The organism is Actinosynnema pretiosum (genome assembly GCF_002354875.1).
GTDB lineage: Bacteria > Actinomycetota > Actinomycetes > Mycobacteriales > Pseudonocardiaceae > Actinosynnema > Actinosynnema auranticum.
Genome location: NZ_CP023445.1, coordinates 3,327,360 through 3,353,023 on the forward strand (window position 1 = coordinate 3,327,360; position 25,664 = coordinate 3,353,023).

Consider the following 25,664-nt stretch of genomic DNA (forward strand, 5'->3'; position numbering starts at 1 on the left):
CGTGGAGGACGCGCTGTGGCTGGGGGTCTCGCTGCTGCTGGTCGCCTACCGCCCCGCGCGCCGCTGACCCCGCCCCCAGCGACCCACCGCGCCGGGGCCGGTCAGGCGCTCACCGGCGCGTTCCCGCCCAGCAGCGCGATCAGCCCGAACGGCGCGTCCTCGCCCAGGCACAGCTCCACGGTCGCGTGCGCCTCCACGGCCTCCGCCGCGCCGCGCGCGAACATCGCCTCCTCGTGCAGCGCGAACGCCCGCTCCACGTCACCGGGGTGCGCGGCGATCGCCTTCCCCAGCTCGGACCCGTCGAACATCGCCAGGTTCGCGCCCTCGCCGGACGGCGGCATCAGGTGGGCGGCGTCGCCGATCAGCGTCACGCCCGGAACGCGCTCCCAGCGGTGCTCGTCCGGCAGGGCGTGGATCATGCGCGCGACCGGCGGGGTGTCGCCGTCGGTGATCAGCGCGGTCAGCTCGGGAGCCCAGTCCGCGAACTCGGCCGCGATCCGCGCGGTCGCCGCGGCCCGGTCGCCGAAGTCCACCGCCGCGAACCACTCGGCGTCGCGCAGCAGTTCGACGTAGGTGTGCAGGACCCCGCCCGCCTCGCGGTGGGCGACGACGCCCTTGCCCGGCGTGAGCGCGTACATCGCGCCGCCGCCCACGGCTTCCGCCGCCCGGGGGTGCCGCCGGTCGGCGTCGCGCAGGTAGGTCTCGACGGTGGTCATGCCGGTGTACTCCGGGATCGCGTCCGACAGCAGCGGGCGGACCTTCGACCACGCGCCGTCCGCGCCGACCAGGACGTCGGTGCGGGTGGTGGTCCCGTCCGCGAAGGTCAGCTCGTGCCTGCCCGCGCCGAGCGGGGTGGCGCGGACGAGTTTTTTGCCCCACCGCACCGTTCCGGCAGGCAGGGAGTCGAGCAGGACGCGGCGCAGGTCGCCGCGCAGCACCTCGGGGCGCACCCCGGAGCCGTCGTCCGGCTCGTCGAGCAGCACCGCGCCGTCCGGGGCGAGGACCCGCGTGGCCTGGGCGCCCTCGTGGACGATCGCGCGGAACTCGGCGGTGAGCCCGGCCTCGGCCAGCGCTGCCTGACCGTTGTGCTCGTGGATGTCGAGCTGGCCGCCCTGAGTTCTGGACTCGGGTGACGGGTCGGCGTCGTAGACCGCCGCGGTGATGCCGTGGACGTGGAGGACTCGGGCGAGGGTGAGTCCGCCCAGGCCGGCGCCGACGATCGTGACCTGCGGTGCCATCTGGTGCTCCTCGGGGGTTCGCAATGGAATGACGTTCCAGTCGCCAGTTTGGAACGACGTTCCACTCGTGTCAAGATGGTGCCCATGACGAGCGGGGCACAGCGGGGGAGGCGGCGCGCCGACGCGCTCTCGAAGGAGCGGATCGTCGAGGCCGCGATCGGGATCCTCGACGCGGAGGGCGAGAAGGCGTTGACGTTCCGCGCCCTCACCACCCGGCTCGCGACCGGCGCGGGGGCCGTCTACTGGCACGTCGCGAACAAGGACGAGCTGCTCGCCGTGGCCACCGAGGACGTCGTCGGCCGCGTCCTGGCCGGGGTGCGGGGCGGCGCGGATCCCGAGGAGGACGTCCGGGCGCTCGCGCTCGGGCTGTTCGACGCGATCGACGCGCACCCCTGGGTCGGGGCCCAGTTCGCCCGCGAACCGTGGCAGCCCGCGCTGCTGGACGTCTTCGAGGCCATCGGCGGGCTGGTCGCCGCGCTGGGCGTGCCCGAGCGGGCGCAGTTCGACTGCGCGTCCGCGCTCGGCAACTACGTCCTCGGCGTCGCCGGGCAGAACGCCGCCAACGCCCGCCTCGCCCCGAAGGGGGTGGAGCGGGCGGAGTTCCTGGAGACCATCGCCGAGCGGTGGCGGCGGCACGACCCCGAGCTGCGCCCGCACGCGCACCGGATGGCGGCGCACCTGGTCGAGCACGACGACCGAGCGCAGTTCCTCGCGGGGATCAACCTGATCCTGGCGGGCATCGCGACCGTTCGGTAGCGGTGCCGCGCCGTTCGGATCACGCCCTGGGCCGGGGCTTCACCGCCTCGTCGCCCTCGGGCGCGGGTCCCGCCTCCGCCTCGGTCCCAGCCTCGGCCTCGGTGCCCTGCCCGGCCTGAGACTTCCCGCTCTGAGACTTCACGCTGTGGTCCCGGTCCCGGTTCAGCGCGGCGTCGACGGCCGCCGCGATCCGGCGCTCCTCACCCGCCCGACGCGCCCGAGCCCGCGCCCGCAGCCCGAGCGCCGCGCACAGCAGCAGGAGCAGCGAGATCACCGCCGCCCACGGGATCGCGAGCACATCACCGGTCCCGACGACGGGCTCCAACGCCGTCCCGCCGGGTACCATGGAGACCAGCGCCACCGCCGCCGTGATCCGCCCGGACGGCAGGACGCTCGCCACGGCCTCGCGGGTCGCGCTCTCACCGGGCAGCAGCTCGGGGAGCGCGGCTGCCTCCGCGTCCCCGCGCCCAGCCACCCGAACGGCCCTTCGACGCGCACCGACTGGGTCGCGGTCAGCCGCGTGTTGTCGGTGTTGACGACGGTGTAGCTGACCTTCGCCGAACCGGCGCCGACCGGGTTCGCCGAGCCCGCGCAGTCGACGGTCAGGTCGCGGACTTCCAGCGACGGCGCGAGCGCGCCGCCGACGCGGACGTGCACCCGCGAGCCGAGCCTGCGGTCGACGGTGATGCCGGAGGAGGCGTCGGCCACGCCCAGCGAGGTCACCACGCCACCGCTGTGGTCGCCGGGGATCGCGGTCGTCGGGACGCTCACCGTGAAGGGGACCGGGACGGTCTGCCCGGCCTGCACGGTCACCTCGCCCTGCCCGAAGGACACCCATGTGCCCACGCGCTCGGACGGCGTGCCCGCGGGCAGCAGGTCGAGCTGCCCGGGCGAGGTGGTGAAGGCGTCGGCGGCGTACACGCGGAACGTCAGCGCCCGCCGCTCGTGTTGGTGACGAGCAGCTCGTCGGAGATCACCGCGCCGGGCGCGGCGGTGTAGCCGAAGTGCGGCCGTGCCTTGCCCAGGGCGTTGTCGGCGGGGCGCACGCCCCACGTCACGCTCGGGCTCTCCTGCGCGGCGGCGAGCGGGGTCGGACCGAGCAGCAGCAGTGGTGGGATCAGGAGCGCGGCGAGCGTCCGGGCGGTCATGGCGTCCTCAGCGGTGGGGGAGGGGGTGCGGGGCGGGCGCGTGGCCCGCCCCGGTGTGGTCAGCTCAGCGCGGTCAGCGTGAGCGTCGCGGAGTAGGAGCCCGCGCCGACGCTCAGCGGCGTCTTCAGCGCGAGTTCCGCCCCCAGCCGGGCGGACCCGGAGGCGTGGCCGAGCGGGGCGCTGCCCGGCGTGGCCGGGGAGGACAGGCCGGTCCCGGAGTCGAGCCCCGGCGCCACCGCCGCGCCGGGGACCGCGCCACCGCTGTTGTCGGTCACGGCCGGGGTCCAGCCGAGGTGCTTGCCGTCGAACGAGGTCGTGCCCGCCGTGAAGTCGCTGACCTGCGGGGACACCGACCAGGCCGGGGCGTTCTCACGGGTGTCGGTCACCCGGATGGGGTTGATCGACCCGGTTATGAGGTAGTGGTCGCCGCGCTGCGTGGCGGTGCCCAGGTCGACCAGGCCGTTGCTGCCGTCGACGGTTCACACGAACTCACCGGGCTCGGCCGGGGCCTGGGGGCACGACGACCTTCAGGTCCTGGTCCTTATCCGAGCCCGCAGGCGGGGTGACCGCGGTGGTGTAGGCGACGTCGAAGGGCAGCGGCACCTTGTAGTCCTGGGTGCCGCCGCACCCGGTGGAGTAGAAGTGCGAGCGCACCGCCGAGGGCGCCTTGGTGGCGAACTCGGTGGGCCACGAGCCCCACCAGCCGGTCGCGCCGCCCGCGTCCGAGCAGGTGCGGACCTGCGGTGTGCCCTCGACCAGGTCGACGGTCACGCCCCGGTAGTCGGGGGTGACCCGGTAGCCGGTGCTGGTGAGGCCGGTCAGGAAGCCCGCGTCGAAGGTGATGACGGTGAGTCTGCCGAGCTCCTCCGGCGGGATCGGGTTGCCGTTCATGTCGTTGCCGCCGCCGACGTCGAACTCGGCGGTGACGCTGCCCGACCCGTCGGCGGCCACGGTCAGCACCGGGTCGCGGTAGACCTCGTTGGGGGCGTTGAACTGCGCCGGGTAGGCGTTGACGGTGTAGCTGCCGGTCCAGGACAGCGTGCCCGCGCCGGTGACCGGGTCGACGGCGCCCTTGTCGCCGGTGAACTTCACCGCGTTCGGGGTCTTCTGCGGGAAGGAGGCGGGCATCGAGGTCGCGAGCAGCGGGTCGACCGCGTACTCGGTCTGCGCGCCACCGGACACCGAGCCGTGAGCTGGGTGGCGTTGCCGGTGAAGTCCTTGAGCGTCCACGGCCGAAAATGCCCGCCTGGGCGTACCCGTTGAGGCCTCACATGAACGACGCGTCCTGGACGTTCTCGGCGGACTGCGCCTGCGCCGGTGCGGCTGCGAGCACGGAGGCCGCGCAGAGCGCGCCGCACAGCCCGAGGACGCGCCACTGGCGACTGAGTGGTCTGGTCATGGTTGAGCCTCTCCACCAAAATATTAGGTAAACCTAACCTTGTGGCTGAGGGGGTTGGCGGGGACAAGATCGCTGCCCCCGGACATGGCGGAGCCCGCGGTGGAAGATCCACCGCGGGCTCCGGTTCGAGGGGTTCGGCCTGGTCGGGGTCAGCCCAGACGCGCGGCTGCCGTGAACGCGCGCATGAGCCCGTGGTCCTTGACCCCGCGCTCGGACTCGATGCCGCTGGAGACGTCGACCCCCCACGGCCGCGCCTCGGCGACGGCGGACGCCACGTTGTCGACCCCGAGCCCACCCGCCAGGAGCCAGCGCCCGTCGACCCGGTCGCGCAGCGCCGCCGCGTCCCACCGCTCGCCGGACCCGGCGACGGGGGAGTCGAGCAGCAGCAGCTCCTCGCCGAACGCGCCCACCCGCAGGTCGCTGTCCGGGGTCGGGGCGAACGCGCGGATCAGCGGCACCCCGAGGTGCCGGAGCGCCTCGAACGCCTCTTTCGGGTAATCCCCGTGCAGCTGCACCGCCCCGACCCCGCTCGCCCCGGCGAGCCGCGCGACCTCGTCCACAGGCGTCTTGCGGAACACCCCGACGGACAACACCCCGTCGGGCACCGCCGAGACCAACCGGGTGGCCGTGGCGGGATCGACCTGCCGAGGGCTCTCGCTGAACACGAACCCGACCGCGTCGGCCCCCACCTCCACCGCGACGGCGACATCGGCCTCGGTGCGCAACCCGCAGAGCTTCACGAACATCGGGCCACGCTATCCCAGGTGAGCGGACCGTTCGCCCGAACGGCCGTGCCATGCTTCGCCCCATGATCCCTGAGCTGTGCCTGGCGCAAGACCCCGACTCCGACCACCTGCTCGCCACCAACCCCCTGGCCCTGCTGCTCGGGATGCTGCTCGACCAGCAGATCCCGATGGAGAAGGCGTTCAAGGGCCCGAAGGTGATCTCCGACCGCATGGGCGGGCTCAGCGTGCACCGGATCGCCGAGGCTGACCCCGAGGAGTTCGCCGGGATCATCGCGGAGAAGCCCGCCGTCCACCGCTTCCCCGGCTCCATGGCCAAGCGGCTCCAGGTCCTCGCCCAGCACTTGGTCGAGCACTACGACGGCCAGCCCACCCTGATCTGGACCAGGGGCGAGCCGACCGGCGCCGAGGTGCGGAAGAGGCTGGAGGCGCTGCCGGGATTCGGCGCGCAGAAGGCCGCGATCTTCCTCGCGCTGCTCGGCAAGCAGTTCGGGCTGCAAGCGGAGGGGTGGCGCGAGGCCGCGGGCGCTTACGGCGAGGAGGGGACGCGCCGCAGCGTCGCCGACGTGACCGACCCGGCCTCGCTGCTGGAGGTCCGCGAGTTCAAGAAGGCCGCCAAAGCCGCTGCTAGGTGAGGCGTGGCGCGGGAATCCCGGTGGGCGTCCAGACCTGGGCGCCCACCAGGGAGCGCAGTGCGCCCAGGTCCTCCACCACCACGCGGCCGTGCGAGGTCCGCACCATGCTCGACCCCCGCAAACTGCGCATCGCCCGCACCACCGACCCCCGTGACAGGCCCAGTCTGCTGCCCAGGGCTTCCTGGGACTGGATGTGCACCGGAGTGCTCACCCCGTCGCCCGGCCTGCCGCTCTCGGCCTCCTGCAGCAGGAACCTGGCCACCCTGGTCAGCGCGTCGTCATGCCTCTCGCTCGCGCCGCCCCGCACCCGCGTCGCCTGCCGCACCCGTTCCGACAGCACCGCGCACAGCACTCGCGCGATCCTCGGGTGCCGCACCATCGCGGCGTGGAACCGCTCACCCTCGACCGTCAGCGCCCGTACCGGGGTCACCGCCACCACGGAGGTGTCACGCGGCCTGCCGTCCAGTGCCGCCTGCTCGCCCACCAAGTCCCCCGCCTGGACGAGGCCGACCCGCTTCCGGTTCCACCCCGCGACGATCTCGGCTTGCCCGGAGTGCAGCACCATCACCCACTCGTCCGGCTTGCCCTCCCCGGCCAGCCTCGCCCTCGCCGGAAACGTCCGTGAGGTCGCGGCCCTCGCCAGGTAACCCCGCTCCTGCTCGGTGAGGCGATCCCAGAAAAGTTTTGCGGAGGTTCCCACCACAACGCCCTCCCCGCTCGGTGGAACAAGGGAAGGTTAACCTGGTAAAACTGATCGTGGGAGTTTTTGGGCTATTCGGATGTTTTCTTTGAAATAGCGTTCACGTCCTCTTTCTGCGGACACCCTGCCCGGTGGACATGCTAGTGCTCCCATCCGGATGGGTCATGGGTGCAGAACCGGATTGCCCCACGCCAGTGCAGGCAATCGGCTGGACCTGCCGAGGGCGGCCAACATGCCCTGTCGCATCGGCGAGGTCTCCGAATCTGTTCGGTAGGCGACCAGGTCCAATCGCAGCGCGTCGGTCACGTCCACCCGCAACGTCCTGGCCTCCTGCTGCCGCACCGGGATCTCCGCCCGCACCACGCCGTCCACCACGACCCGGAAGTACCCCGTCTGACCGGCCTCCGCCGCGTCGTCCAGCACCCCGGCCACCACCTCCAGTTCGCGGTAGTCCCTGCGCAGCGCGAAACCGATGGTTCCCCGCTCGGTGGAACTGGGCGGGATGCTCCGGAACACGATGCTGTCGCCGTAGTGGTGACCGCCGATCGACGCGCTCCCGAACCGGACCTCCCTCGACTGGTCCACCGGCGCCAACGTGGTCAGCATGACCGGTGCGGTCGGGGCCGGGGACACCCTGGGGGGTGCGCTCGGGCCCGCTGCCCGCCTGATCTCGGCGACCAGGCGCCACATGTCCTCCTCCGCCGAGCGGTGCTGGAAACGCAGGTAGTGCAGCTGGGGCAGTGCCGACAGCGACAGCGGCAGCGGCAGCGGCTTCCCAGTTTCCGTCTTCAAGGTTGCCTTGTCCCCTACCAGCACGGGGATGACGCGCCGCCCGTTGGCCATCGCCTCCTCGATCTCGGCGCGCACCCAGTCGTCGGGCGCTTGGATGCGCGGCTTGCCGTCCTCGCCCTCGACCAGCCAGTGCGGACCGATCAGCGCCAGCAGCACATCGCACTCTGACGCTGCCCTGCGCAGCGCTTCCGGGAACGCGTCCCCCGCCACCATGCTCCGGCTGGACCGGAACACGTTGTCGCTGCCGAAAGCGATCTTCAGCTTTCCGTCGAGCGCGACGGCGGCCTGCTCCGTGTCACCATTGCGGAAGTTGATGAAAACCCTGGTGATGATCCTGCTCCTGTTCTGCTCGATCAGCCCTTGGCCACCACGTACGCCGAACCCCACACCGCTGTGCCCGATTTGCACTTCTCGGTGCGGGTGAGCAGCGTCATGCGCAGTTCGAGTGAGAAGACGTTCTCCGGCAGGGCCGCTTCCAGCGGTCTGGTCTCGCCCGGTGGCACGTCCACGGTGACGATCGGTTCGGCGCCGTTCGTGTTCGCGAACACCTCGAACCGCACCGCCAGTTCGGGTGCGGAGGCCGCTTCCAGGCCCACCGCCTTCACCACGAGCTTGCTGAAGTTCTTCAGCTTGAACTCCTGGCTCCTGCTCAGCGTGTCCTTGAAGGGGCAGCTGTACAGCTCACCCCACAAGGAGTTGTTGTAGGGGTCCGACTGCACGTTGCTGTCGCCGTAGTAGAGCTTCAACCCCCCAGGTACGGGCAACTCGCTCAGGAACACCGGCTGCCCCTTCTCCAGCGAGCTCCCGTTGCCCGCGACCGCGCTCGTGCCGATCGAGGTCGACGCCGCGCTGGACGAACTGCTCACCGAGCTGGTCGTCGCTGTCGTCGGGGTTGTGGTCCTGGCCGTGGTCGTCGTCGTGCCCACCGGGGCTGACTCCAGCGCCGCGGTGTCCGCCCGCTGCGGCGAGTCCCGGTTCACCAGCAGCACCGACGCCGCGACCGCCGCCACTGCGACCACACCGATCCCCACCAGCAAAGGGCGCTTCCACCGCTTCGGCTTGGGGGCGACGTGCCCGCCCAGCGCGGTCCGCAGGTCCCGGTCCAGGCCGGGGGTCCTTCGCATCACCTCGGCCAGTTGCAGCACCAGCATGGACGTGGTGGTGCCGTTCACCGGGTCTTCCCGGAAGCGAGACAGGGTCTCCGCGCCGTAGCTGTCCGACAGCGCCGACTCCACCTGTCCCAGCAGCCCTTCCAAGCGGGCGTCGAACACCCCGCTGCCCGCCCGCTGCTTGTGGGCGAGGTACTGGGACAGCGCGTGAACGGTGGACGCCGCGAGTTCGTTCTCAGTCATCGCCTGCTCCGCGACTCGCCGGTGAATGCCCTCACGCGGGAATCCCAGCACGTCGAGAGCCCAAAACCCGGCGGCACTGCGCCACGTGCGCCAGTTCCGGCACCACCCGTTACGCGCCCTCCGCGAGCAGGTCGCGCAGCACCCGGATCTCCCGCGCGAACCGCTCGACGCCACCGGGAACGGCCTCGAACAGCTCCACCGCCTCCCGCGCCGTCCCGGTCGCGTCCAAGCCCGCGTCACCCAGCTGCCCGGTCAGGTTCACCAGCGCCCGTGCCAGCCGGATGCTCGGTGTGCCGGGATGCCGTCCGGCCAGCTCGCGGAACAGCGCGACGGCCTCCTGCGCGCCTTCCACCGCCTCGTCCGGCCTGCCCAGATCGCCCAGGCGGATCGACCGGTTGTGCAGCGCGTGCGCCAACCCGGACAGGTGCACGTCCGGGTCCCCGGCCACCAGCACCCGGTACCGGGAGACCGCGTCCGACAGCACCTCCAGCGCCTCCGCGTCCCGGCCGAGCGCGCTCAGCACCAAGCCCAGGTTGTCCAGCGCCATCGCCAGGTCGGGGCCGACCACTTCCGGAGCCTCGGCCTCCACCGGGCGCAGCGCCTCCACGGCCAACCGCGTCAGCAGCGCACCGGCCTCGGCCCGGTCGTTCTCCGCCATCCGCACGCCCAACGTGCTGGCCACGCTCGCCATCTGCCGCGTGTGACCGGGGCTCCGCGCGGCCAGCTCGCGCAGCTCGCGGAACGCCTGGCTCCCCGCGGCCAGCCCCGCCTCGGCCTGTCCCAGCTCGTCCGGGACGGTGCTGGTGTTGTGGTAGGCGCTCGCGAGTTCTCCCTGGTAGGCGTCGCGGTGTCGACCCGCGAGCGCGACGCGCTCGACCAGCACGCCGTTCAGGACCTCCAGCGCTTCCCCCTGTCTGCCCAGCGCGCTCAGCGCGACCCCCCTGGTGTTGGCGGCCCTCGCGGCCAGGTGGCGGTAGGCGTCGGGCAGCTCCGCGCTCAGCTCGCGGTAGAGCGACAAGGCTTCCAGCGCCGCCTGCTCCGCGTCGGCGTACCGACCCGCGCGGTGCGTCACCCTCGCCTCCATCAGCAGCGCGTTCCCGAGGTCTGGCAGGTGTGCGGCGCGCTCCCGCGCGGCCAGGTCGCGGCACGCGGCCAGCACTGGCTCCACCGCCTCCAGCGCCTCCTCGTTCCTGCCGACCTGGCTCAGCTCCCCGGCCAGGTTGGTCTCGGTGGCCAGCAGCTCCATGCGGTGCGCACCCGGTGAACGCCCTTCCAGCGCGCGGTAGACTCCGGCCGCCTCGGTGAGCGCGTCCAATGCGCGCACGTGTTCGCCCACCTCGCTGAGCGCCGACCCGTGCACGGCGAGCGCACCCGCCACCTCCGCCCGGTACACCTCCGGGTAGCGGGCGGCGATCTCCTGGCGCACTGCCAGCGCCCGCGCGCTGGTCCGCACCGCCTCCACCCGCTTGCCCGTCGCCCGCAATGCCTCCGCGTACTGCCCCAGTGCGCGACCACAGGAGCGCGCGTACGCGTCCGGGTTCTCGTCGGCCAGCCCTTGTGACAACCTGACCGCCTCCTCGGCCACCTCCAACCGCTCCTGCAGCGCCCCGACCTGGCCGAGGCAGTGCGACAGCGCCATCAGCGCGGAAGCCAGGTCGGCGCGGGAGGACCCCTTCCCGCGCCGCAGCGCCGCAGCCTCCCGCGCGGCTTGCAGCGCCTCGGCGAACAAACCTGCCTCGCTCAGGTAGTCGGCTCGGGTGTGCAGCGCGGAGGCCAGCTCGTCCTCGTGCTCACCGGGCGCTGAGCCGACCAGCTCGCGCCAGTGCGCCACTGCCTCCGCCACCAGCGCCTCGCCCTCCTGGTACCGCCCCAGCAGTCCGAGGTGGTCGGCTGCCGCGACCAGTGCCGTCGCCAGCACCGGCAACCGCCGTTCCGGCGTGGGCATGGGCGCCCCCGGCCTCAAGGCCGGTGCGAGGTCTCCGAGTGATCCGCCGGACTGTTCCCTCCCCGCAGGACCGGTGCCCCCTCCCAACACCGCCACCGCCGCGCGGGCGGACTCCACCGCCAACTCCGGATCGCCGGTGCGCCGCTGGTTCCACGAGTGCCGCACCAGCAGGTTCGCGGTGCGCAACGGCTCCAGCGCGGCGTGCTCCCGCGCCGTCGCCAGGGACAGCTCGGTGGTCAGCACCGCCACCGACGCCAGCGCCTCCGACGCGTGCGGCAAGGCGTCCAGCACCCGTCGCAGCAGCGCGGGATCGTGGTGCCCGTCCAGCACGTCCCGCAGCACGGTCGTGAACGGACCCGGCTCGGCCAACTCCGGCGCCACCAGCACCGCGGAGGGCAGAACGCGCAACGGGTCAGCGGTCAGCGCCAAGCGCAGCGCCTGTTCCGCGCCGGGGTGCGCGGGCAGCAGCCTGCCCAGCACGGTCAACGCGCGGGACAACCGCCGGTCGCCCATCCCCGCTGGGGGCACCGCCAGTTCGGGTTCGCCCTGCAGCACGACGGCCACGTGCTCCTCGCCGAGCAGGTCGGGCAGCACCGGGTTCAGGTGCTCAGGGCCGGGGTACAGCTCGGAGGCCCACCGCACGTAACGGCGCAGCAGGCTCTTCGGATCGCCTTCGAACGCGCTGGTACCGGACAGCTCGGTAACCGCGCTCTCCCGATCCGGGGCGGTGAACAACGTCGCGAAGGCGGTCAACGCAGCGGGCCTGGCGCGGTCGACCACCTCAAGACCGTGCTGCCCCAGGGTACGTGCCCAGTAGCGCTTCTCGTGCGCCAGCACCCTGCCCAAAGGGGTGAGTCCAGGCTCTTCCCGGACCGGGTCTGAGGCGTCCAGCAGCGCCGCGAGCGCCGCGGCGTGCAGGTCCAGCGCCGACCCGAGACCGAGTTCGTGCTCGCGGTGGTCGGGATCGTCCACCGAAGGCGGTACCGGCACTCCGCGCACCGGCAACCCCAGGTGCTCGCCGAACGCGCCCAGCGCGCGCAGGAACTCCGACCTCCGGTCGGCCGGGGCCGGAGCCAGCGGGCCGAGCCGCTGCTCGGTCATGGCGGAGAACAGCGCGGCCACCCGGTCGTCCGCGTGCTCGCCCAGCCGGTCCCGCCACTCGCCCGCGGACCTGCTGAGCAGCAGCAGCCGGGCCCGCACGGGCCCGGTCCTGGCGACCAGCGCTTCCACCAGCAGGGTCACCTGGGACGTGCGCCCCTCGGCGTAGTCGACCACCAGCAAGAGCGGAGCCGTCGTCAGCGCCAACCGGGCGACAGCTTCCCCGGACGCCGTCTCCGAGACCACGCCGACGACCCAGTCCGCCCCCGCTGCCAGCATCACCTCGCCACAGGGAGCGACCTCCAGACCGCCTGCGCTCCCCGAACCGACCACGTCGAGCCCAGACGCATCCGTGCTGCTCGTGCCCGGTGTGATCCCCTCTTCCCGCGCGGTCTGAAACCCCGACCGCCCGGTCCCACGCGCTTTCCCGGCCACTTCGGCCAGCACTCGCCGCGCCAACCTGGTCTTGCCCTGACCGCCGGGGCCGGTCACCACCCGCGCGGCAAGGGGAGCCGGGTGCTCCAGCCACTCCCGGATCAGCCCGATCTCCTCGGCCCTCCCGGTGAACGGCACGATGTCGTGGTCCGGACGCAGCAGCGCGCTCGGCGACCACGTCTCCGGCCGCCGCACCGGCTCGACCAGCAGGTCGACGAGGCCGAGCAGCGGGTCCGCGGCCAGCACCGCCGCCACGACCCGACCCACCTCCACGGACTGGTAGTGCATCCGCAGGTAGTGCCGCACCGACAGGTCCGCGATATCGGGGGGCAGCCGATCGCGACCAGGAACCGGGACCCGATCGCGGTCTCCCATGAGCAGGGGCACCACTACCAGACCTGCGTCCAGCGCCTCGGCGATCTCCCGCCGCACCCAGTCGCCGGGGTCGTCCAACCTCCTGCGCCCCGTTCGGTCCGCAGCGTCCAACCACCCCGGTCCGATCAGCGCCAGCAGCACCGAGCAACGCCGCACCCCGTCGAGCAGCCCGGTGCGGAAGTCCGACCCCACCGCGAGTGACGCGCTCGCGTGGAACACACGCTCCCGGCCGAACCGCACGCGCAGCGCGTCCGCGAGCAGCGCGGCCTCGTTCTCCAGGTCCCCGACCCGGTAGTTGACGAAGATCCCGCTCCCCACCGGGTGCTCAGCCCTCTCCCTCTCGCTTCTCCTGGAGGTAGCGGACGTACAGCTCGTGCACCAACCGCAGCGCGTCGGGCGGAACCAGCGGCGTGCCGTCGGGTTGCTTCGGCGTGCGACCGGAACCGGGGTCGAGGAACGCGACACCCAGGTCCAGGACCTGCTCGGTGAGCTTCTCCACGCCGCGCAGCAGCCCCGCCGTCCCCGGTGGCTGCTCCGCTTCGGGCACGGTGGACCTCAGCGCCTCGCTGACCCGCCTGCCCGCCTGGAGCCCGGCTTCCAGCGCCGCACCGCGCAGCGGTTGCCTCGCCGCGTCGGTGCCCGCCATCCCCGGCAGCAGGTCCAGCAGGTCGACGAGCTCCCAGTCTCCCCGCCGCAGCTCGTCGCCCGCCACCCTGGCCAGCGGTTCCGTCTCGGAAAGCACCTCCAGCACGGGGGCCAGCAGCGAGATCGCCTGACCTGGGATCGCGCGCAGCAAAGCGGCCGTGGGGGCGCGCAGCGCGGAGTGCCTGGGCAGCGCACGCCCCAGCTCGGTGAGCGCCGACACCAGCAGCTGCTCCGGCAGGACCAGCGCGGCGCCGGACAGCAGGGCCGGGTGCGCGGTCAGCACCTCGACCAGCAGGTGCTCCCCCAGCAACGCTGGCCGCACCGGGGCGGGCTGCCACCGCCCTGGGGTCACCAGCGACCACAGGCGAGCGCGCTCGTCCGTGGTCGCGCGGTCGGCGCCCATCAGATCGGGCAGCGCCGCGAGCAGCGCCTGCGCCTGCCCGGTCGACCGGGGGGAGCACAGCGTGGCCAGCGCGCCGAGCACCACCACGGCGTCCGCTTCGGCGCCCATCACGCCCAGCCCCGCCAACCGGTCCTTCCGCCACGCGTCGTCCACCCGGTGCAGGTGCGCGAAACCGCCGTCCCCGCCCAGCGCCAGGGACAACGCGCGGACGTGCCGCTCCAGCACCGTTCCACCCACCTCGGGCGGGACCTCGTGCGGCTGCGGCAAGCCCAGCGCGGCGGCGAACGCCCCCGCCACCGCAGGTTCCCGTTCCGGGACGGGAGGGACCAGCACGTCGGGGCGTCCGCCGAGCAGCCCGGTCAGCTCCGGGTGCCGCTGCAACCCCTCCGCCCACCCGCCGGTCGGGCCCACCAGCAGCAAGCGCGTGGTCAGCCCGCCGCGCCGTGACCGGTCGGCCACCACCCCGGCGAGCGCGAGCAGCTGCTCCCGCTTCACCTCGGCGTCGTCCACGACGGCGAGCAGCGGCTTGCGCAGCGAACCCGTGCTCCTGATCTGCTCGGCTGGCGCGTCGCCGTCCACCGAACCCGCCGACCAGCCCTGCGCGGTCAGCTCCCGGCACAGCTCGTCCGCCAGCCGCGTCCGACCGGATCCCGGAGGACCGGTCAGCGCCCGGACGGCCCCCGCTGACGTGCCCCGCGCCCAGGCCAGCAGGTCTGCCAGCTCCCGGTCCCTGCCCCGGAACGGCGCCACTCCCCGTTCCGGCAGCAGCACCGCGCTCGGCGGGGTGGGCTCCTCCGGCGCGTTCCGATCGGCAGGCCGCTGGAACAGCCTCGGGATCACCAGCGCGGGCGCGAGGTCCACCAGCCGGTCCACCAGTTCGGCGACGTCCCGCGCGAGCTGCCGCTGCCGCACCCTAGCCGCCTGCAGACCCGCGAAAGCCCGGATGTCGTCGGGCAGCTGGTCGTGGCGCGGAGCGCGAGCGTCCTCCGGGGTCTCCAGGAGCAGGACCGGCACGACCGCGATGCCCAGTCTCAGCGCCTCCGCTATCTCCCAGCGCACCCAGTCGCGCTCACCCCGGATCCGAGGACGCCCGGTGGCCTCGTCCACCTCGAGCCAGCGCGGCCCGACCAGTGACACCAGCACGTCCGAGCGTCTCAGCGCCGCCCGCATCTCCTCGGGGTAGCGCACTCCCGGCTCCATCGACACCGCATCCCTGAACACCTGCTCCGCCCCGAACCGCTCGACCAGCAGCGCGGAGATCGCCGCCGCCGCGTACGGGGTGTCCTTCACCCGGTAGTTCACGAAAACGCCCGTCACAGCGATCTCCCCCACGCCGTCCCGACCACTCAGCCGGTGCCGAGCGCGACTTCCACCGAGGGGTCACCGGGCATCGTGGTGGCCCCCTCCTGCCCGTCGACCATGCAGCGCAGGTCGGTGTCCCGCTCCAGCGTCGGGGTCGTCCCCAGCAGAAAAGCGCCGACCGCGACCAGGAAAGTCCTGGTCACGGCATCGCTGCCCTTCTTCGTCAGGGGGGCCTGGTACAACAGGTAGCGGGCCCGCTGCCACGGGGCCACGTCCCCAGGTCTGGCGTGGCCCAGCTCGCGCATGGCTTCGGCGAACAGCACCGACCGGGACGCGGTGGGCGCGGTCACGGCGTACAGCGGCTCACCACCCAGCTCCATCTGCGGTGCCACGCCCCTGCGGCGGGCCACGCGTTCAGCCAGTTCCCTGCCGACCCGTCTGGCCCGGTCGCCGCGCACCAGGCTGTTGCCGACCACCACCCGCCCGTCGGACAGCACCACCAGGTTGCGCAGCTCGTCGCCTGGTGTGCCGGTTTGCTCGAACCGGGCCAGCGCGCGCCGCCCGTAGCGCAGCATCACCCGGTGAGCCGGGGTGTCGGCGCCTCCGGTGTACAGCCGGGCCTCCCCGTTCCAGGTGGAGCCGTCTCGCAGCCTGCCCAGGTAGCCGAGGCGGTCGCAGTTGGGGCTGTCGTCCGCGAGGCGCACCCGGAACCGCTCCGGGTCGTGCGGCAGTCCCCGGCCCAGCCTGCCGGGAGTGCGCAGCGCGGTCTCGTAGCGCCACTTCACCAACCGGGCGTGCGCGCTCTCGAACGCGCGCACGCGGTCCGGGCCGGGAAGTGGCGCCAGATCCAGCAGCCTGCGCAGTTCAACACGCGCGGCGGTGGCCTGTGCCTCGGCGAACCCCCTGACCTGGCGAAGCACAGCGGGATCGGTCGAGCGCTCGGCCAGTTCCGGGGTCGGCAGGTTCGCGGCGGTGATCTCCGGCGGTGGGTCCGCGGTCCTTCTCACGGGTTCTCCTCGCTCTCCAACAGCACTCGCAGCACGTCCGCCTTGTCGGTGCGCCCCGCTGCCTCGTGCAGCTCCAAGGCAGCTCTCCAGGCTATGACCGCACCGGTGCGGTCGCCCAGCTCCGCACGGGCGAAGCCCAAGCCTTCCCAGGTGTCCGCCACATGCGGTCGAGGAGTGCCCCACAGCGCCAGCGCCTGGGTGTACCGCTCACTGGCCATCGACGCGTCTCCTACACGCCTGGCCAGGTGCCCGAGCGTCTCCAGTGCGCTGGCCTCCCCGCGCATGTCGCCCAGCTCCCGGTACAGCCCCAGCGCGGCCAGCCCGTGCGCCTCGGCTTTGGGAAACCGCCCCAGCGCGGCGTCGAGCCCGCACATCAGGTCCAGCGCGTCCGCCTCGTGCCTGGGCTCGCCCAGCCGTCCGTACAGCGCCAGCGCCCGCCGCGCGTGCTCCAGCCCCGCCTCCTGCTGTCCCGCGGTGCCCAGCGATCGGGCCAGCGCCCGGTGCGCGTGCGCCTCCGCGCTGGTGTCGTCCAGCTGTTCGACCAGGTCGAGCGCCCTGCGCAGGTGCCAGACGCCCTCGATGTGCCTGCCCGTCCGCACGGTGGCCGCGCCGAGCAACCGGTGCGCGAGCGCCAAGCGAGGCGTCGAGCGCAGCTCCTCGGCGGAGGCCAGCGCTGCGCCCCACGTCACCAGCTGGTGCCGGTCATGACCGTGCTGCCAGTGGAACGTGTGCAGCGACCAGGCCAGCAGCCACACCTCGGCGTGCCAGCCCTGCTGCACGGCGACGCGTTGCGCGGCCAGGACGCAGGCGTGCTCGGAGGTGAACCACTCCTCGGCCGCGATGCCCTCGGGCAGGGCGCCGGGCCCCGGCACGTCCGAGTGGGCCGCTCGGTGCGGGTCGAGGACCCGGTCGGCGGCCAAGGCCAACTTCAGGCAGTGGTCCACCAGGGCGCGCAGTGCCGCCTTCTGGCGTTCCTGGGGGAAAACGGTCAGCCGGGCTGCGTGCAACCGGACCAGGTCGTGCATCTCCCAGCGGTCCGGGGCGTGCTCGTGGAGCAGCGAGGCGCGGGCCAACCCCCGCAGCAAGGCACGTGCCTCGGGAACCCCGGTTCCGAACACGCTTGCCGCAGTCGTCACCGCCAGGTCGACCACTCCTGCGGTCCCGATGACACCCACCAGGTAGAACGCCTCGCGGGCCGCCCTCGGCAGGGCGCGATCCGACCAGGACAGCACGGCTGACACGCTCGCGGACGGTCGTCCGTTGTCCAGCGCCTCGATCCGCGTGGCCTCGTCGGCCACCCCCTCGGCCAGTCTGGCCAGTGGGAACTCCGGTTGCAGGGCGTGCTGCCCGGCCAGCACCCCGAGCGCCAGCGGCATCCCCGCGCAGCACTTCAGCAGCACCTCGGTCGCCGCGCGGTCGGCGGTCACCCGGTCCCGTCCGAACCGCTCGGCCAGGAACTCGTGCGCCTCCACCTCGGAGAGCGCTCCCAGCGGCACCCGCAACGCCCCGGCCTGCTCCAAGCCGTCGAAGCGGTCCCTGCTGGTCAACAGCACCGCGCACGTGGGCGAACCGGGCAGCAGCGACTCCACCTGGCCGTAGTCGAGCGCGTTGTCCAGAACCACCAGCACCTGCTTGGCGGCGAGCAGGGTGCGGTAGCGCCCGACCTGGGCGGCCTCTTCAGCGGGCAGGTCGCGGTGGTCCACGCCCAGCGCGTCCAACGCGCACCGCACCGCTGCGCCCACCGCCATCGGCCGCTCCTCCTGGCCGTACCCGCGCAGGTCGATGAACAGTTGCCCGTCGGGGAACCGGTCCTTGTTCCGGTGCGCCCAGTGCAGGGCCAACCACGTCTTGCCCATGCCGCCGGTGCCGACTATCCCGGCGGTCCGGGCACCGCCGTCGAGGAGCCTGTCAAGCAATCGCAACTCGGCTTCCCGACCGGTGAACCAGGGTGGGGGAGCGGGGAGTTGCCGGGGCGGGGGGAATTCGCGCCTGGCCGCCCCGAGCACTACGTCGCCCGCTATCCGCTCGGCCTGGACCACGATCTCCGCTGATGAATTGGCCACCGTGTTGCCGGTGTGCTCGGGCTGGTCGGAGGCCGCAACGCCCATGGCCGAGACCTTCCTGCCGGATGGCACCGCTTGTTCGGTGTGCTGATGTTAGGTCCGCAGTGGTGCGGCCTGTCCGTGAAAGTGCGGTGTGGGCGAAACTGCCGGGTGAGGGCTGAGCGTGGGCAGAACGCTGTTGCCAGAGGCGTGGAACCGGGCAGATCGGTCGGAACCGTTGATCCGCTCCGTGCGTCACAGGGACGACTGCGGTGCTCTCGGTCAGGGGGAGGTGGTTCTGCGGAATCGGTGTCGACCGGTCGCGAGGTCCAGTCGCGACTCTGCTAGCGGGTGGTCGCCCGCCGTGTGAAAACCTCTTGGGGCGGGTCCGGTGGCCTGTTTCGAGGCTTATCGACGTGCCCGGAATTTCTGGAAAAACCTTCAAGCGGCTCGACCGCAGCGTGAAAAGCATTTCACCGAACGTTTTCGGCGCATAGCCGTCATTCGGTGCAGCGGAACGGCCCGTAAGGGGTAGTTAGCGTTTCCCTGTCACCGGATACTCGTTGTACGGGAAAACTGCCAACACGGAAGTCGGGATGTTTCATGGTTAATCCGCTGTTACCTGCCGGGCACCCGCTCGGCGTCGTCCGGCGGGTCGTCGTGGGAGCCGCGCTCACCGCCGTCGGCATGGGCGTGGTGGTCGGGGTCGCCTCGGCCGAGCCCGCGAACTCCGAGACCGCGCCGCTGGCGGACGTCCCCGCGCGGTCGCTGACCGACCAGGAGCTCCGGGACGAGCTGGGGCGCGTGTTCCGCAACGACCCGGTGCGGGCCAGGGAGATCATCAAGGAGATGCAGCCGCGCGGGCAGCACTTCCTGAGCGCGCCTCCCGACACCAAGGGGGTCGGGGTGTCCGGTGGGGTGCCCATCGGGCCGCGCACCTCGGTCACCGGCACCGCCGCCTACGACCGCTACAAGCAGGAGGGCTTCCTCGGCGGCGGGGTTCGGGTGGGCAAGCCGTCCGGGCCGCAGTTCACCGACATCGGGCCCAAGCGCGACGGGTTCAACGCCGACCTCAGCGACAGCCTCGACGTGCTGGGCGCCGAGTACCAGTCGAGGCTCAGCCTGAACATCGCACCCGACGGCAAGGTGACGTTCAGCTACAAGGGCACCGCCTCCGTCACCACACCGGACGGGCGCAGTCGCGAGATCGGGGTCACCCTCGAACGCCGCGCCGACGGGTCGTGGCACCTCGACACCCCGGACAGCGTCACCGAGAGCACCCCGGTGCCCGGCGGCGGTTCGGTGAGCACCGAGAAGTCCGCCGACCCGCTCTCGCCCGGCAAGACCCCCGAGGTCAAGGCGCCCGCACCGCAGGCGCCCCCGACCTCGCCCGCGCCCCCGACGACGCCCGGCGCGTCCGTGCCCGAGGTGCCGCGCGGTGCGCCCAAGGCGGACAAGGGGCGCTGGTCCGACCTCGGGTTCGGGCTGAGCTTCGACAAGACGTTCAGGCCCGCGCCCGAGCCGCCGACCACGCGGGAGCAGGTGCCGGAGCTGCTGGAGAGGTTGCGCGAGGAGGGTGCGCGCAACAGCCAGTGGCGGGCCCAGAACCGGCCCGACCTGGCCCACCGGGAGGCGCTGGAGCAGGCCCGCAACCGGGCCGCCGCGGCCGAGGCGGCCGAGCGGAACGCGCTGCCCGACCGCGACCACGACGGCGTCCCCGACGCCGAGGACGCCACGCCGAACCAGAACGACCGGAACCCGGCCAGCGCCGATCGTGGCGACGGGCCGGACAGCGGGACCGGGTACGGCAGCGACCGGGTGGTCACCCCGCCGCCCGCGCAGCCGCCCGCCGGGAGCGGCGGGGACTTCGACGGGGACGGGAAGCCGGACGCGACCGACCCGACCTGGAACCAGGACGACAGCGACCCGGCCAGCACCGAGCGCGGCGACGGGCCGGAGACCAGCCCGCGCTCCCTCGGCGGGTGGGACGTCTCCCGGCCGGACCAGCCCGGTGAGACCTGGGGGCTCGAAGGCCGGTGGCGCTCCGGTGACTCCGACGGGTCCGATGGGGCCGGGGGCGATGGGGACGACGGCGAGGGCGGCGACGGCCGTGGGCCTGAGGGGACCGGCGGGGCCGGGGGCCTCGATGGTTCCGGTGACTCCGGGTCCGAGGCTGCCACTGGAACGGGTGGTCGTGGCTCCGATGGTGGGAGCGACTCCGGTGGTTCGGGTGGCATCGGTGACACCACCGGTGGTGGGCTCGGCGGTCGGGACTCCGACGGGGACGGGCTCTCCGGCAGCGCCGACTCGACGCCGAACCAGAACGACACCGACCCGTCCAGCACCGACCGGGGCGACGGTCCCGAGGGCGGCTCGGGGTACAGCGGGTCCTCGGGCGACCGGGGGGATGACTCCGGGTTCGGCGGTGGCGGCGACTCGGGTTCTTCCGGCGACTCCGGTTCCGGTGGTTCAGGGTCCAACGACTCCGGCTCCGGCGACTCCGGCTCCAGCGGGTCGAGCTCCTCCGGTGGGTCCTCGTCCAGTGGCGGGTCCTCGTCCAGCGACTCGTCCGGGAGCAGCTCCTCGGGCAGCAGCTCGTCCGGCGGTGGTTCGTCCGCTGGTGGCTCGTCCAGCGACTCGTCCGGCAGCGGTTCCTCCGGGAGTTCCTCGTCGGGTGGTTCGAGCAGCGGTGGCTCCAGTGGTTCGGGGTCCGGCGGGTCCGGTTCGACCGGGTCCTCGGGCGACCCCTCCGACGCGGACGGCGACGGCCGGTCCGGCGACAACGACTCGACGCCGAACCAGAACGACACCGACCCGTCCAGCACCGACCGGGGCGACGGCCCCGAGGGCGGCTCGGGCTACAGCGGCTCCACGGGTGGCGGCGCGATGTCCTAGAGCGCGCCCCGTGCACGTGATCCCGCGATGCCGGACCACCCCGGTCCGGCGTCGCGGGACCGCCCGCCGGTCGGGAACGTGACCGGGCACACCGGACACGAACAGGTCACCTTCGCCACCGGTGTTCCCGAAACCCCTGTCCGCCAGGCACGCTCGTCCGGTGGCTCCGTCGTCGCACCGCAAACCGCCCGTGAAACGGGTGTTCCTCAGGGCCCTAGTGGTGGGGTCCCTGCTCATGTCCGTCGTGGTCGCGGCCGGCGCCGCGCACGGTTCGGGCAGCCTGCGCTACGTCGCGCTCGGCAGCTCCTTCGCCGCAGGACCGGGCGTGCCCGACCTCAAACCCGGCGTCCCCGGCGCGTGCGGCCGGTCCACCCGCAACTACCCGACGCTCGCCGCCGCCGCGAAGGGCGCGACCCTGGTCGACGTCACCTGCGGCGGCGCCACCACGGCCAACGTGCTCAGCAAGGAGCAGGCGGGCCTGCCACCGCAGATCCAGGCGGTCACCGCCGACGCCGACGTGGTCACGGTGACCATCGGCGGCAACGACGTCAACTACATGGGCAGCCTGATGGCGTACGGCTGCCAGAACAGCAAAGCCGCCAAGGGGCGCACCAAGGCCTGCCCGACCGTCGACCGCGCGGCCATGCTGCGCGGCCTGGACACCCTCCACGAGCGGATCGGCGCCGTCTACGCCGAGATCCACCGCCGCGCGCCGGACGCCCTCGTGTTCGCCCTGATCTACCAGGCCGTGCTCCCGGCCGAGGGCCCCTCGTGCGCGGGCCTGCCGCTCACCGACGACCAGCTCGCGTTCGAGCGCACCGTCGTCGCCAGGCTGGAGGCGGCCACCCGGCGCGCCGCGCAGGCGCACGACGTGACCGTCATCGACACCACGCCGATCACCCGCGACCACGGGGTGTGCTCCGCCGAACCGTGGATGGAGCCCTACGTCCCACCACCCGGCCGCGTCGGGTACCACCCGAACGAGGCCGGGATGGCCGCGGTAGCCGAACTGGTGGCCGCGTACTCGTGGGAGCAACCGCGTCCCTGACCCGCTCTTCGCGGGTCCGTTCTCCTGAAAAAGTGCGCGCCACATCGCCGCCTGGGCTCGTTATGGGTCCAGGCGGTGGCGAATCGACTTCCGCGACCGTGCGGCGCAATCCGATTCCCGCTGTTCACCGCGTTCGATGCGGAATCATGAGCATTGCGAAATCGTAGGCGCCACGAAATCGTGAGGGCTGCGAAACCGTGAGTCCTGCCGAATCAGGAGTCGTGCGGGAGACCCCGACCCCGCCGGTCACACCCGGAAAGGACGGGCGGGGTCGAGGTCCGGTGCACGACGGCTTGGAGTTGGCCTTCGCGCGCCTGGGGGACTCCTGCTAGTGCAGGACCTTCAGGCCCAGCACGCCGCCGACGATCAGCGCGACGCACAGCAGGCGCAGGACCGAGGCCGGTTCCTGCAGCGCGAGGATGCCGTAGACCACCGTGCCGACCGCGCCGATGCCGACCCACACCGCGTACCCGGTGCCCAGGGGGATGGTCCGCAGCGCGAACGCCAGTCCGCCCATGCTCGCCAGCAAGGCCGCGCCGAACAGCAGGCTGGGGCCGAGGCGGGTGAATCCGCGTGACGCGCCCAGCGCCGCGGCCCACACCGTCTCGAAGAGCCCGGAGAGCACAAGAACGACCCATGCCATGACGAACGCCTTCCGCAGTGTCCAGTGGTCACTGCGCCGTCTTGTCCTGACCGGGTACGGCGCGCTCGTCCGGAACACCGGCGATGCGGCGTTGGAACAGACATTAGCACCGCCCGCGGTGAGGGTGCGGGTGATGCCAGTCGCAGCTTTCGGGTGAATTCAGAACGTGGCTTTGTTGTCGCGCTCTTCGGTAAACTGGTGGCAGGCCCGCTCGCGGTGGTGCGCGACGACGCTCTGCGCAAGAGCGTCTGGCTCCAACCGGAATCGGTCGGAGCCAGACCGGGTGTGTGCTGGACCAGGTCGTGCTGGGCGGAGTCAGCGGGTCGCGGTGGCTGCTGCGGCCGGTTGCGCCACGACCGCGCGGCCGGTGCCGGGGAGCAGCGCGGCCACGCCCGCGGCGGTCAGCGCGGCGCCCGCGCCCACGGCCATGATCACCTGGAACGCCTGCTGCGAGGGCAGGCCCGCCGCCGTGGTCAGCTGGGTCAGGATCACCCCCGCCACGGCGCTGGACAGCGACGTGCCGATCGAGCGCATCAGGGTGTTGAGGCTGTTCGCCGCCGCGGTCTCCGACACCGGCACGGCCGACATCACCAGTGCGGGCAGCGCGCCGTAGGACAGGCCGATGCCCGCGCCGATGATGCTCGACACCAGCACCAGGTGCCAGAGCTGGCTCATCAGCACCACGTTGAGCCCGTAGCCGACCGCGACCACGAGCGCGCCGGTGATCAGGGTGGTCTTGGGGCCGCGCTCCCGCGACAGCCGCGCGGACAGCGGCGCCATCGCCATCATCACCAGTCCGGACGGGGCCAGCACCAGGCCGACGCCGAGCAGCGACTGGCCGAGGCCGTACCCGGTGGACGCGGGCAGCTGCAGCAGCTGCGGCATCACCAGGGACATCGCGAACATCGCGAACCCGAAGACCACCGAGGCGGCGTTGGTCAGCAGGAGCTGGGGGCTCGCGCTGGTGCGCAGGTCCACCAGCGGCTCGGTGGTGCGCAGCTCCCACCAGCTCCACGCGGCCAGCGCGACGACCGCGCCGCCGAGCAGGCCCAGCGTCAGCGCGCTGCCCCAGCCCCACTGCGCGCCCTTGGACACCGCGAGCAGCAGGCACACCAGCACCACCGACAGCCCGAGCGCGCCCACCAGGTCGAACCGGCCGCCCGAGCGCACCGCCGACTCCGGGACCAGCGCGACCACGAGCACCCCGGCGATCACGCCCAGGCCGGCGGCGCCCCAGAACAGCACGTGCCAGTCCAGCTGCTCCACCAGCACCGCGGCCAGCGGCAAGCCCAGCGCGCCCCCGACGCCGAGGGAGGCGCTCATCAGCGCGGTCGCCGAACCGAGCTTCTCGGCGGGCAGCTCGTCGCGCATGATGCTGATCCCCAGCGGGATCACGCCCGACGCCAGGCCCTGGAGCACCCTGCCGACGATCATCGGGCCGATGGTGTCGCTGAGCGCGCCCACGACCGAGCCCGCGACCAGCAGCACGATGCTGATCAGCAGCATCCGGCGCTTGCCGTGCATGTCGCCGAGGCGGCCCACGGTCGGGGTGGCGACGGCGGCGGCCAGCAGGGTCGCGGTGATCGCCCAGGCGGTGTCGGCGGGGTCGGCGTTCAGCAGCTTCGGGAACTGCGGGACCAGGGGGATCACGACCGTCTGCATGAGCGAGACGACGATCCCGGTGAAGGCCAGCACCCAGACGACGGTGTTCGCCCCCGGCGGTGCCGGGGGTGCTGCTGGTGTGTGCGGGCGTGCGCTGGACATGGGGAGTCGGCCTTCCGGGAGGGCGGGGGTTCGGCAGGGGTTAAATCAGTTGCTTGACTTAGGTTAACCCGTGCGGCTTCACTGTCCCGCACGCGCCCGCGCCGGTGTCCGAACTGTCCGGGGGCGTCCCGAATCGACCTGAGGCGGAGGAGGTCCCCCGTGAGGCGGCTCCACAACGAGACCACGCGCGCCCGCATCCTGGACACCGCCGAGCGGCTGTTCGCCGAGCGCGGCCTGCACGCGGTGTCCAACCGGCAGGTCAGCGCGGCGGCCGGGCAGGGCAACAACGCGGCCGTCGGGTACCACTTCGGGACCAAGCACGACCTGGTCAGGGCGATCGTTCGGCGGCACGGCCTGCCCGTGGAGGCGCTTCGGGCGGACATGGTCGTCCGCGCCGGGGACTCGCCGGTGCTGCGCGACTGGGTCGACTGCCTGGTGCGGCCAGTCACCGCGCACCTCGCCGACCTGGCCGCGCGCGCCGACGTCGTGGCCCCCGGCGGGATCACCTGGTACGCGCGGTTCGTCGCGCAGGTGGTGACCGATCCGGCGCTGCGGCTGGTCGCCGCCGCCGAGGTCATGACCACGCCGGGGATGGGGGTCGTGCTGGAGCGGCTGCGCGCCCACCTGCCCCCTGAGGTGGCGCCTGAGGTCCGGTTCGGGCGGGAGCGGATGGTGTGGCACCTGATCGTGCAGGTGTGCGCCGAGCGGGAGCGGGCGCTGGCCGAGGGGGTGGCGACGCCGCGCGACACGTGGGACGGTGCGGCGCGCGGTTTGGTGGACGCGATCACCGGGCTGTGGACCGCACCGGACAACACGGTGGGGGAGCGGGTCGGGCGCGGGTAGCGCGCTTGGGCGGTGCCGACTGGGGGCGGGTTTGGCGTTGGTGGAGCGGGCAGGGCTGACGTCGAGGGTCCGGTTGGCCGGGTGGTCCGGTGGGCGGGGTGCGCGCGAGAGCGCTGCTGACCGGCCGGATGGGTGTGGGCTGGATGCGGTGGGTGTGCCGAGCGGGACCGTAGCGGACGTGGCGGGCGGGCCGGGTGAATCCGCGCTGGACGCGGTGGGTGTGTCGAGCGGGTCCGCAGTGGGGGCGGCGGGCAGGCCGAGCGGGTGCGGAGTGCGGCTGGCCAGAAGGCCGGGTGGCGGGGCGGGCACTGGCGCGGCTGATGAGCTGAGTTGTGGCCTGGGCGGGGGTGTCGCCGATGGGCCGAGCCGTAGTGCGAGCGCGGGTGTCGCAGGCGGGCGGAGTTATGGCCTGCGTGCGGATGTCGCCGACAAGGTGGGCGGCAGCATGAGCCCGGC

At 72.8% G+C, this 25,664-nt stretch carries 22 protein-coding genes and 1 riboswitch; of the genes, 5 read left to right on the plus strand and 17 right to left on the minus strand.

The genetic code is table 11. The annotated features are described in order from the left end of the window. Positions 1-101: 101 nt before the first annotated feature. A complete protein-coding gene (locus tag CNX65_RS14500) occupies positions 102-1,238 on the minus strand; it encodes an FAD-dependent oxidoreductase (RefSeq protein ID WP_096493417.1) in 1,137 nt (378 codons plus the stop codon). A gap of 75 nt (positions 1,239-1,313) precedes the next feature. Here CNX65_RS14500 and CNX65_RS14505 point away from each other — a divergent pair, with 75 nt between their 5' ends. Then, entirely contained in the window at positions 1,314-1,994 is a 681-nt protein-coding gene (locus CNX65_RS14505; protein ID WP_096493419.1) for a TetR/AcrR family transcriptional regulator, read from the plus strand. 19 nt (positions 1,995-2,013) lie between these two features. Here the strand turns inward: CNX65_RS14505 and CNX65_RS36965 are convergent, their stop codons facing one another. The 7 genes from CNX65_RS36965 to CNX65_RS14520 form a co-directional block, all read right to left on the minus strand. After that, positions 2,014-2,268: a hypothetical protein gene (locus CNX65_RS36965; RefSeq protein ID WP_232519834.1), complete on the minus strand. Its 255-nt coding sequence runs from the start codon at positions 2,266-2,268 to the stop codon at positions 2,014-2,016. Beyond that, positions 2,265-2,915, minus strand: coding sequence for a DUF916 domain-containing protein (locus tag CNX65_RS36970; protein WP_232519835.1), 651 nt, complete (start codon positions 2,913-2,915; stop codon positions 2,265-2,267). The genes CNX65_RS36965 and CNX65_RS36970 overlap by 4 nt, the downstream gene beginning before the upstream one ends. Before the next feature lie 8 nt (positions 2,916-2,923). Then, entirely contained in the window at positions 2,924-3,142 is a 219-nt protein-coding gene (locus CNX65_RS36975) for a hypothetical protein (protein ID WP_232519836.1), read from the minus strand. 59 nt (positions 3,143-3,201) lie between these two features. Next, positions 3,202-3,528: a hypothetical protein gene (locus tag CNX65_RS36980; protein WP_232519837.1), complete on the minus strand. Its 327-nt coding sequence runs from the start codon at positions 3,526-3,528 to the stop codon at positions 3,202-3,204. 103 nt (positions 3,529-3,631) lie between these two features. Further along, positions 3,632-4,324: a hypothetical protein gene (locus CNX65_RS36985; protein ID WP_232519838.1), complete on the minus strand. Its 693-nt coding sequence runs from the start codon at positions 4,322-4,324 to the stop codon at positions 3,632-3,634. 85 nt (positions 4,325-4,409) lie between these two features. Then, positions 4,410-4,541, minus strand: a complete 132-nt coding sequence (locus CNX65_RS37825) for a hypothetical protein (RefSeq protein ID WP_256374126.1) — start codon at positions 4,539-4,541, stop codon at positions 4,410-4,412. 149 nt (positions 4,542-4,690) lie between these two features. Continuing rightward, positions 4,691-5,287, minus strand: coding sequence for a phosphoribosylanthranilate isomerase (locus CNX65_RS14520; RefSeq protein WP_096493421.1), 597 nt, complete (start codon positions 5,285-5,287; stop codon positions 4,691-4,693). Between the two features lie 62 nt (positions 5,288-5,349). Here CNX65_RS14520 and CNX65_RS14525 point away from each other — a divergent pair, with 62 nt between their 5' ends. Beyond that, positions 5,350-5,919, plus strand: a complete 570-nt coding sequence (locus CNX65_RS14525; protein WP_198320475.1) for an HhH-GPD-type base excision DNA repair protein — start codon at positions 5,350-5,352, stop codon at positions 5,917-5,919. Here CNX65_RS14525 and CNX65_RS14530 read toward each other — a convergent pair. The 7 genes from CNX65_RS14530 to CNX65_RS14560 form a co-directional block, all read right to left on the minus strand. After that, positions 5,912-6,619, minus strand: a complete 708-nt coding sequence (locus CNX65_RS14530) for a Crp/Fnr family transcriptional regulator (RefSeq protein WP_198320476.1) — start codon at positions 6,617-6,619, stop codon at positions 5,912-5,914. The two genes, CNX65_RS14525 and CNX65_RS14530, sit on opposite strands and share 8 nt — an antisense overlap. Positions 6,620-6,781: 162 nt before the next feature. Then, entirely contained in the window at positions 6,782-7,798 is a 1,017-nt protein-coding gene (locus CNX65_RS14535; protein ID WP_157767649.1) for a TIR domain-containing protein, read from the minus strand. Next, complete coding sequence (locus tag CNX65_RS14540; RefSeq protein ID WP_096493429.1) at positions 7,765-8,763, minus strand: hypothetical protein; 999 nt, start codon at positions 8,761-8,763, stop codon at positions 7,765-7,767. The genes CNX65_RS14535 and CNX65_RS14540 overlap by 34 nt, the downstream gene beginning before the upstream one ends. Positions 8,764-8,872: 109 nt before the next feature. Then, positions 8,873-12,934, minus strand: a complete 4,062-nt coding sequence (locus CNX65_RS14545) for a tetratricopeptide repeat protein (RefSeq protein WP_177154657.1) — start codon at positions 12,932-12,934, stop codon at positions 8,873-8,875. 7 nt (positions 12,935-12,941) lie between these two features. Continuing rightward, positions 12,942-14,981 (minus strand): toll/interleukin-1 receptor domain-containing protein, encoded by a 2,040-nt coding sequence (locus CNX65_RS36115; protein WP_177154658.1) that lies wholly within the window; start codon positions 14,979-14,981, stop codon positions 12,942-12,944. Between the two features lie 29 nt (positions 14,982-15,010). Beyond that, positions 15,011-15,973, minus strand: coding sequence for a hypothetical protein (locus CNX65_RS14555; protein ID WP_096493434.1), 963 nt, complete (start codon positions 15,971-15,973; stop codon positions 15,011-15,013). After that, positions 15,970-18,081: a tetratricopeptide repeat protein gene (locus tag CNX65_RS14560; protein ID WP_096493436.1), complete on the minus strand. Its 2,112-nt coding sequence runs from the start codon at positions 18,079-18,081 to the stop codon at positions 15,970-15,972. The genes CNX65_RS14555 and CNX65_RS14560 overlap by 4 nt, the downstream gene beginning before the upstream one ends. Positions 18,082-18,618: 537 nt before the next feature. On the opposite strand from CNX65_RS14560, the gene CNX65_RS35345 reads away from it, so the two are divergent. Both CNX65_RS35345 and CNX65_RS14570 read left to right on the plus strand, forming a co-directional pair. Beyond that, positions 18,619-20,910 carry a hypothetical protein gene (locus CNX65_RS35345; RefSeq protein WP_157767650.1) on the plus strand — a complete coding sequence of 764 codons (2,292 nt, stop codon included), beginning with the start codon at positions 18,619-18,621 and terminating at the stop codon, positions 20,908-20,910. Positions 20,911-21,145: 235 nt separating this feature from the next. Beyond that, the gene (locus CNX65_RS14570; RefSeq protein WP_232519839.1) at positions 21,146-21,958 is read left to right on the plus strand and encodes an SGNH/GDSL hydrolase family protein; all 813 of its coding nucleotides are present in this window, start codon (positions 21,146-21,148) and stop codon (positions 21,956-21,958) included. 328 nt (positions 21,959-22,286) lie between these two features. Here the strand turns inward: CNX65_RS14570 and CNX65_RS14575 are convergent, their stop codons facing one another. After that, a complete protein-coding gene (locus CNX65_RS14575) occupies positions 22,287-22,601 on the minus strand; it encodes a DMT family transporter (RefSeq protein ID WP_096493440.1) in 315 nt (104 codons plus the stop codon). A gap of 30 nt (positions 22,602-22,631) precedes the next feature. Continuing rightward, a riboswitch (guanidine-III (ykkC-III) riboswitch) is annotated at positions 22,632-22,697 on the minus strand. A 219-nt stretch (positions 22,698-22,916) separates the two neighbouring features. Continuing rightward, on the minus strand, positions 22,917-24,365 hold the full coding sequence (locus CNX65_RS14580; protein ID WP_096493442.1) for an MFS transporter: 1,449 nt from the start codon (positions 24,363-24,365) through the stop codon (positions 22,917-22,919). Between the two features lie 159 nt (positions 24,366-24,524). On the opposite strand from CNX65_RS14580, the gene CNX65_RS14585 reads away from it, so the two are divergent. Continuing rightward, entirely contained in the window at positions 24,525-25,208 is a 684-nt protein-coding gene (locus tag CNX65_RS14585; protein WP_096493444.1) for a TetR/AcrR family transcriptional regulator, read from the plus strand. Positions 25,209-25,664 lie beyond the last annotated feature (456 nt).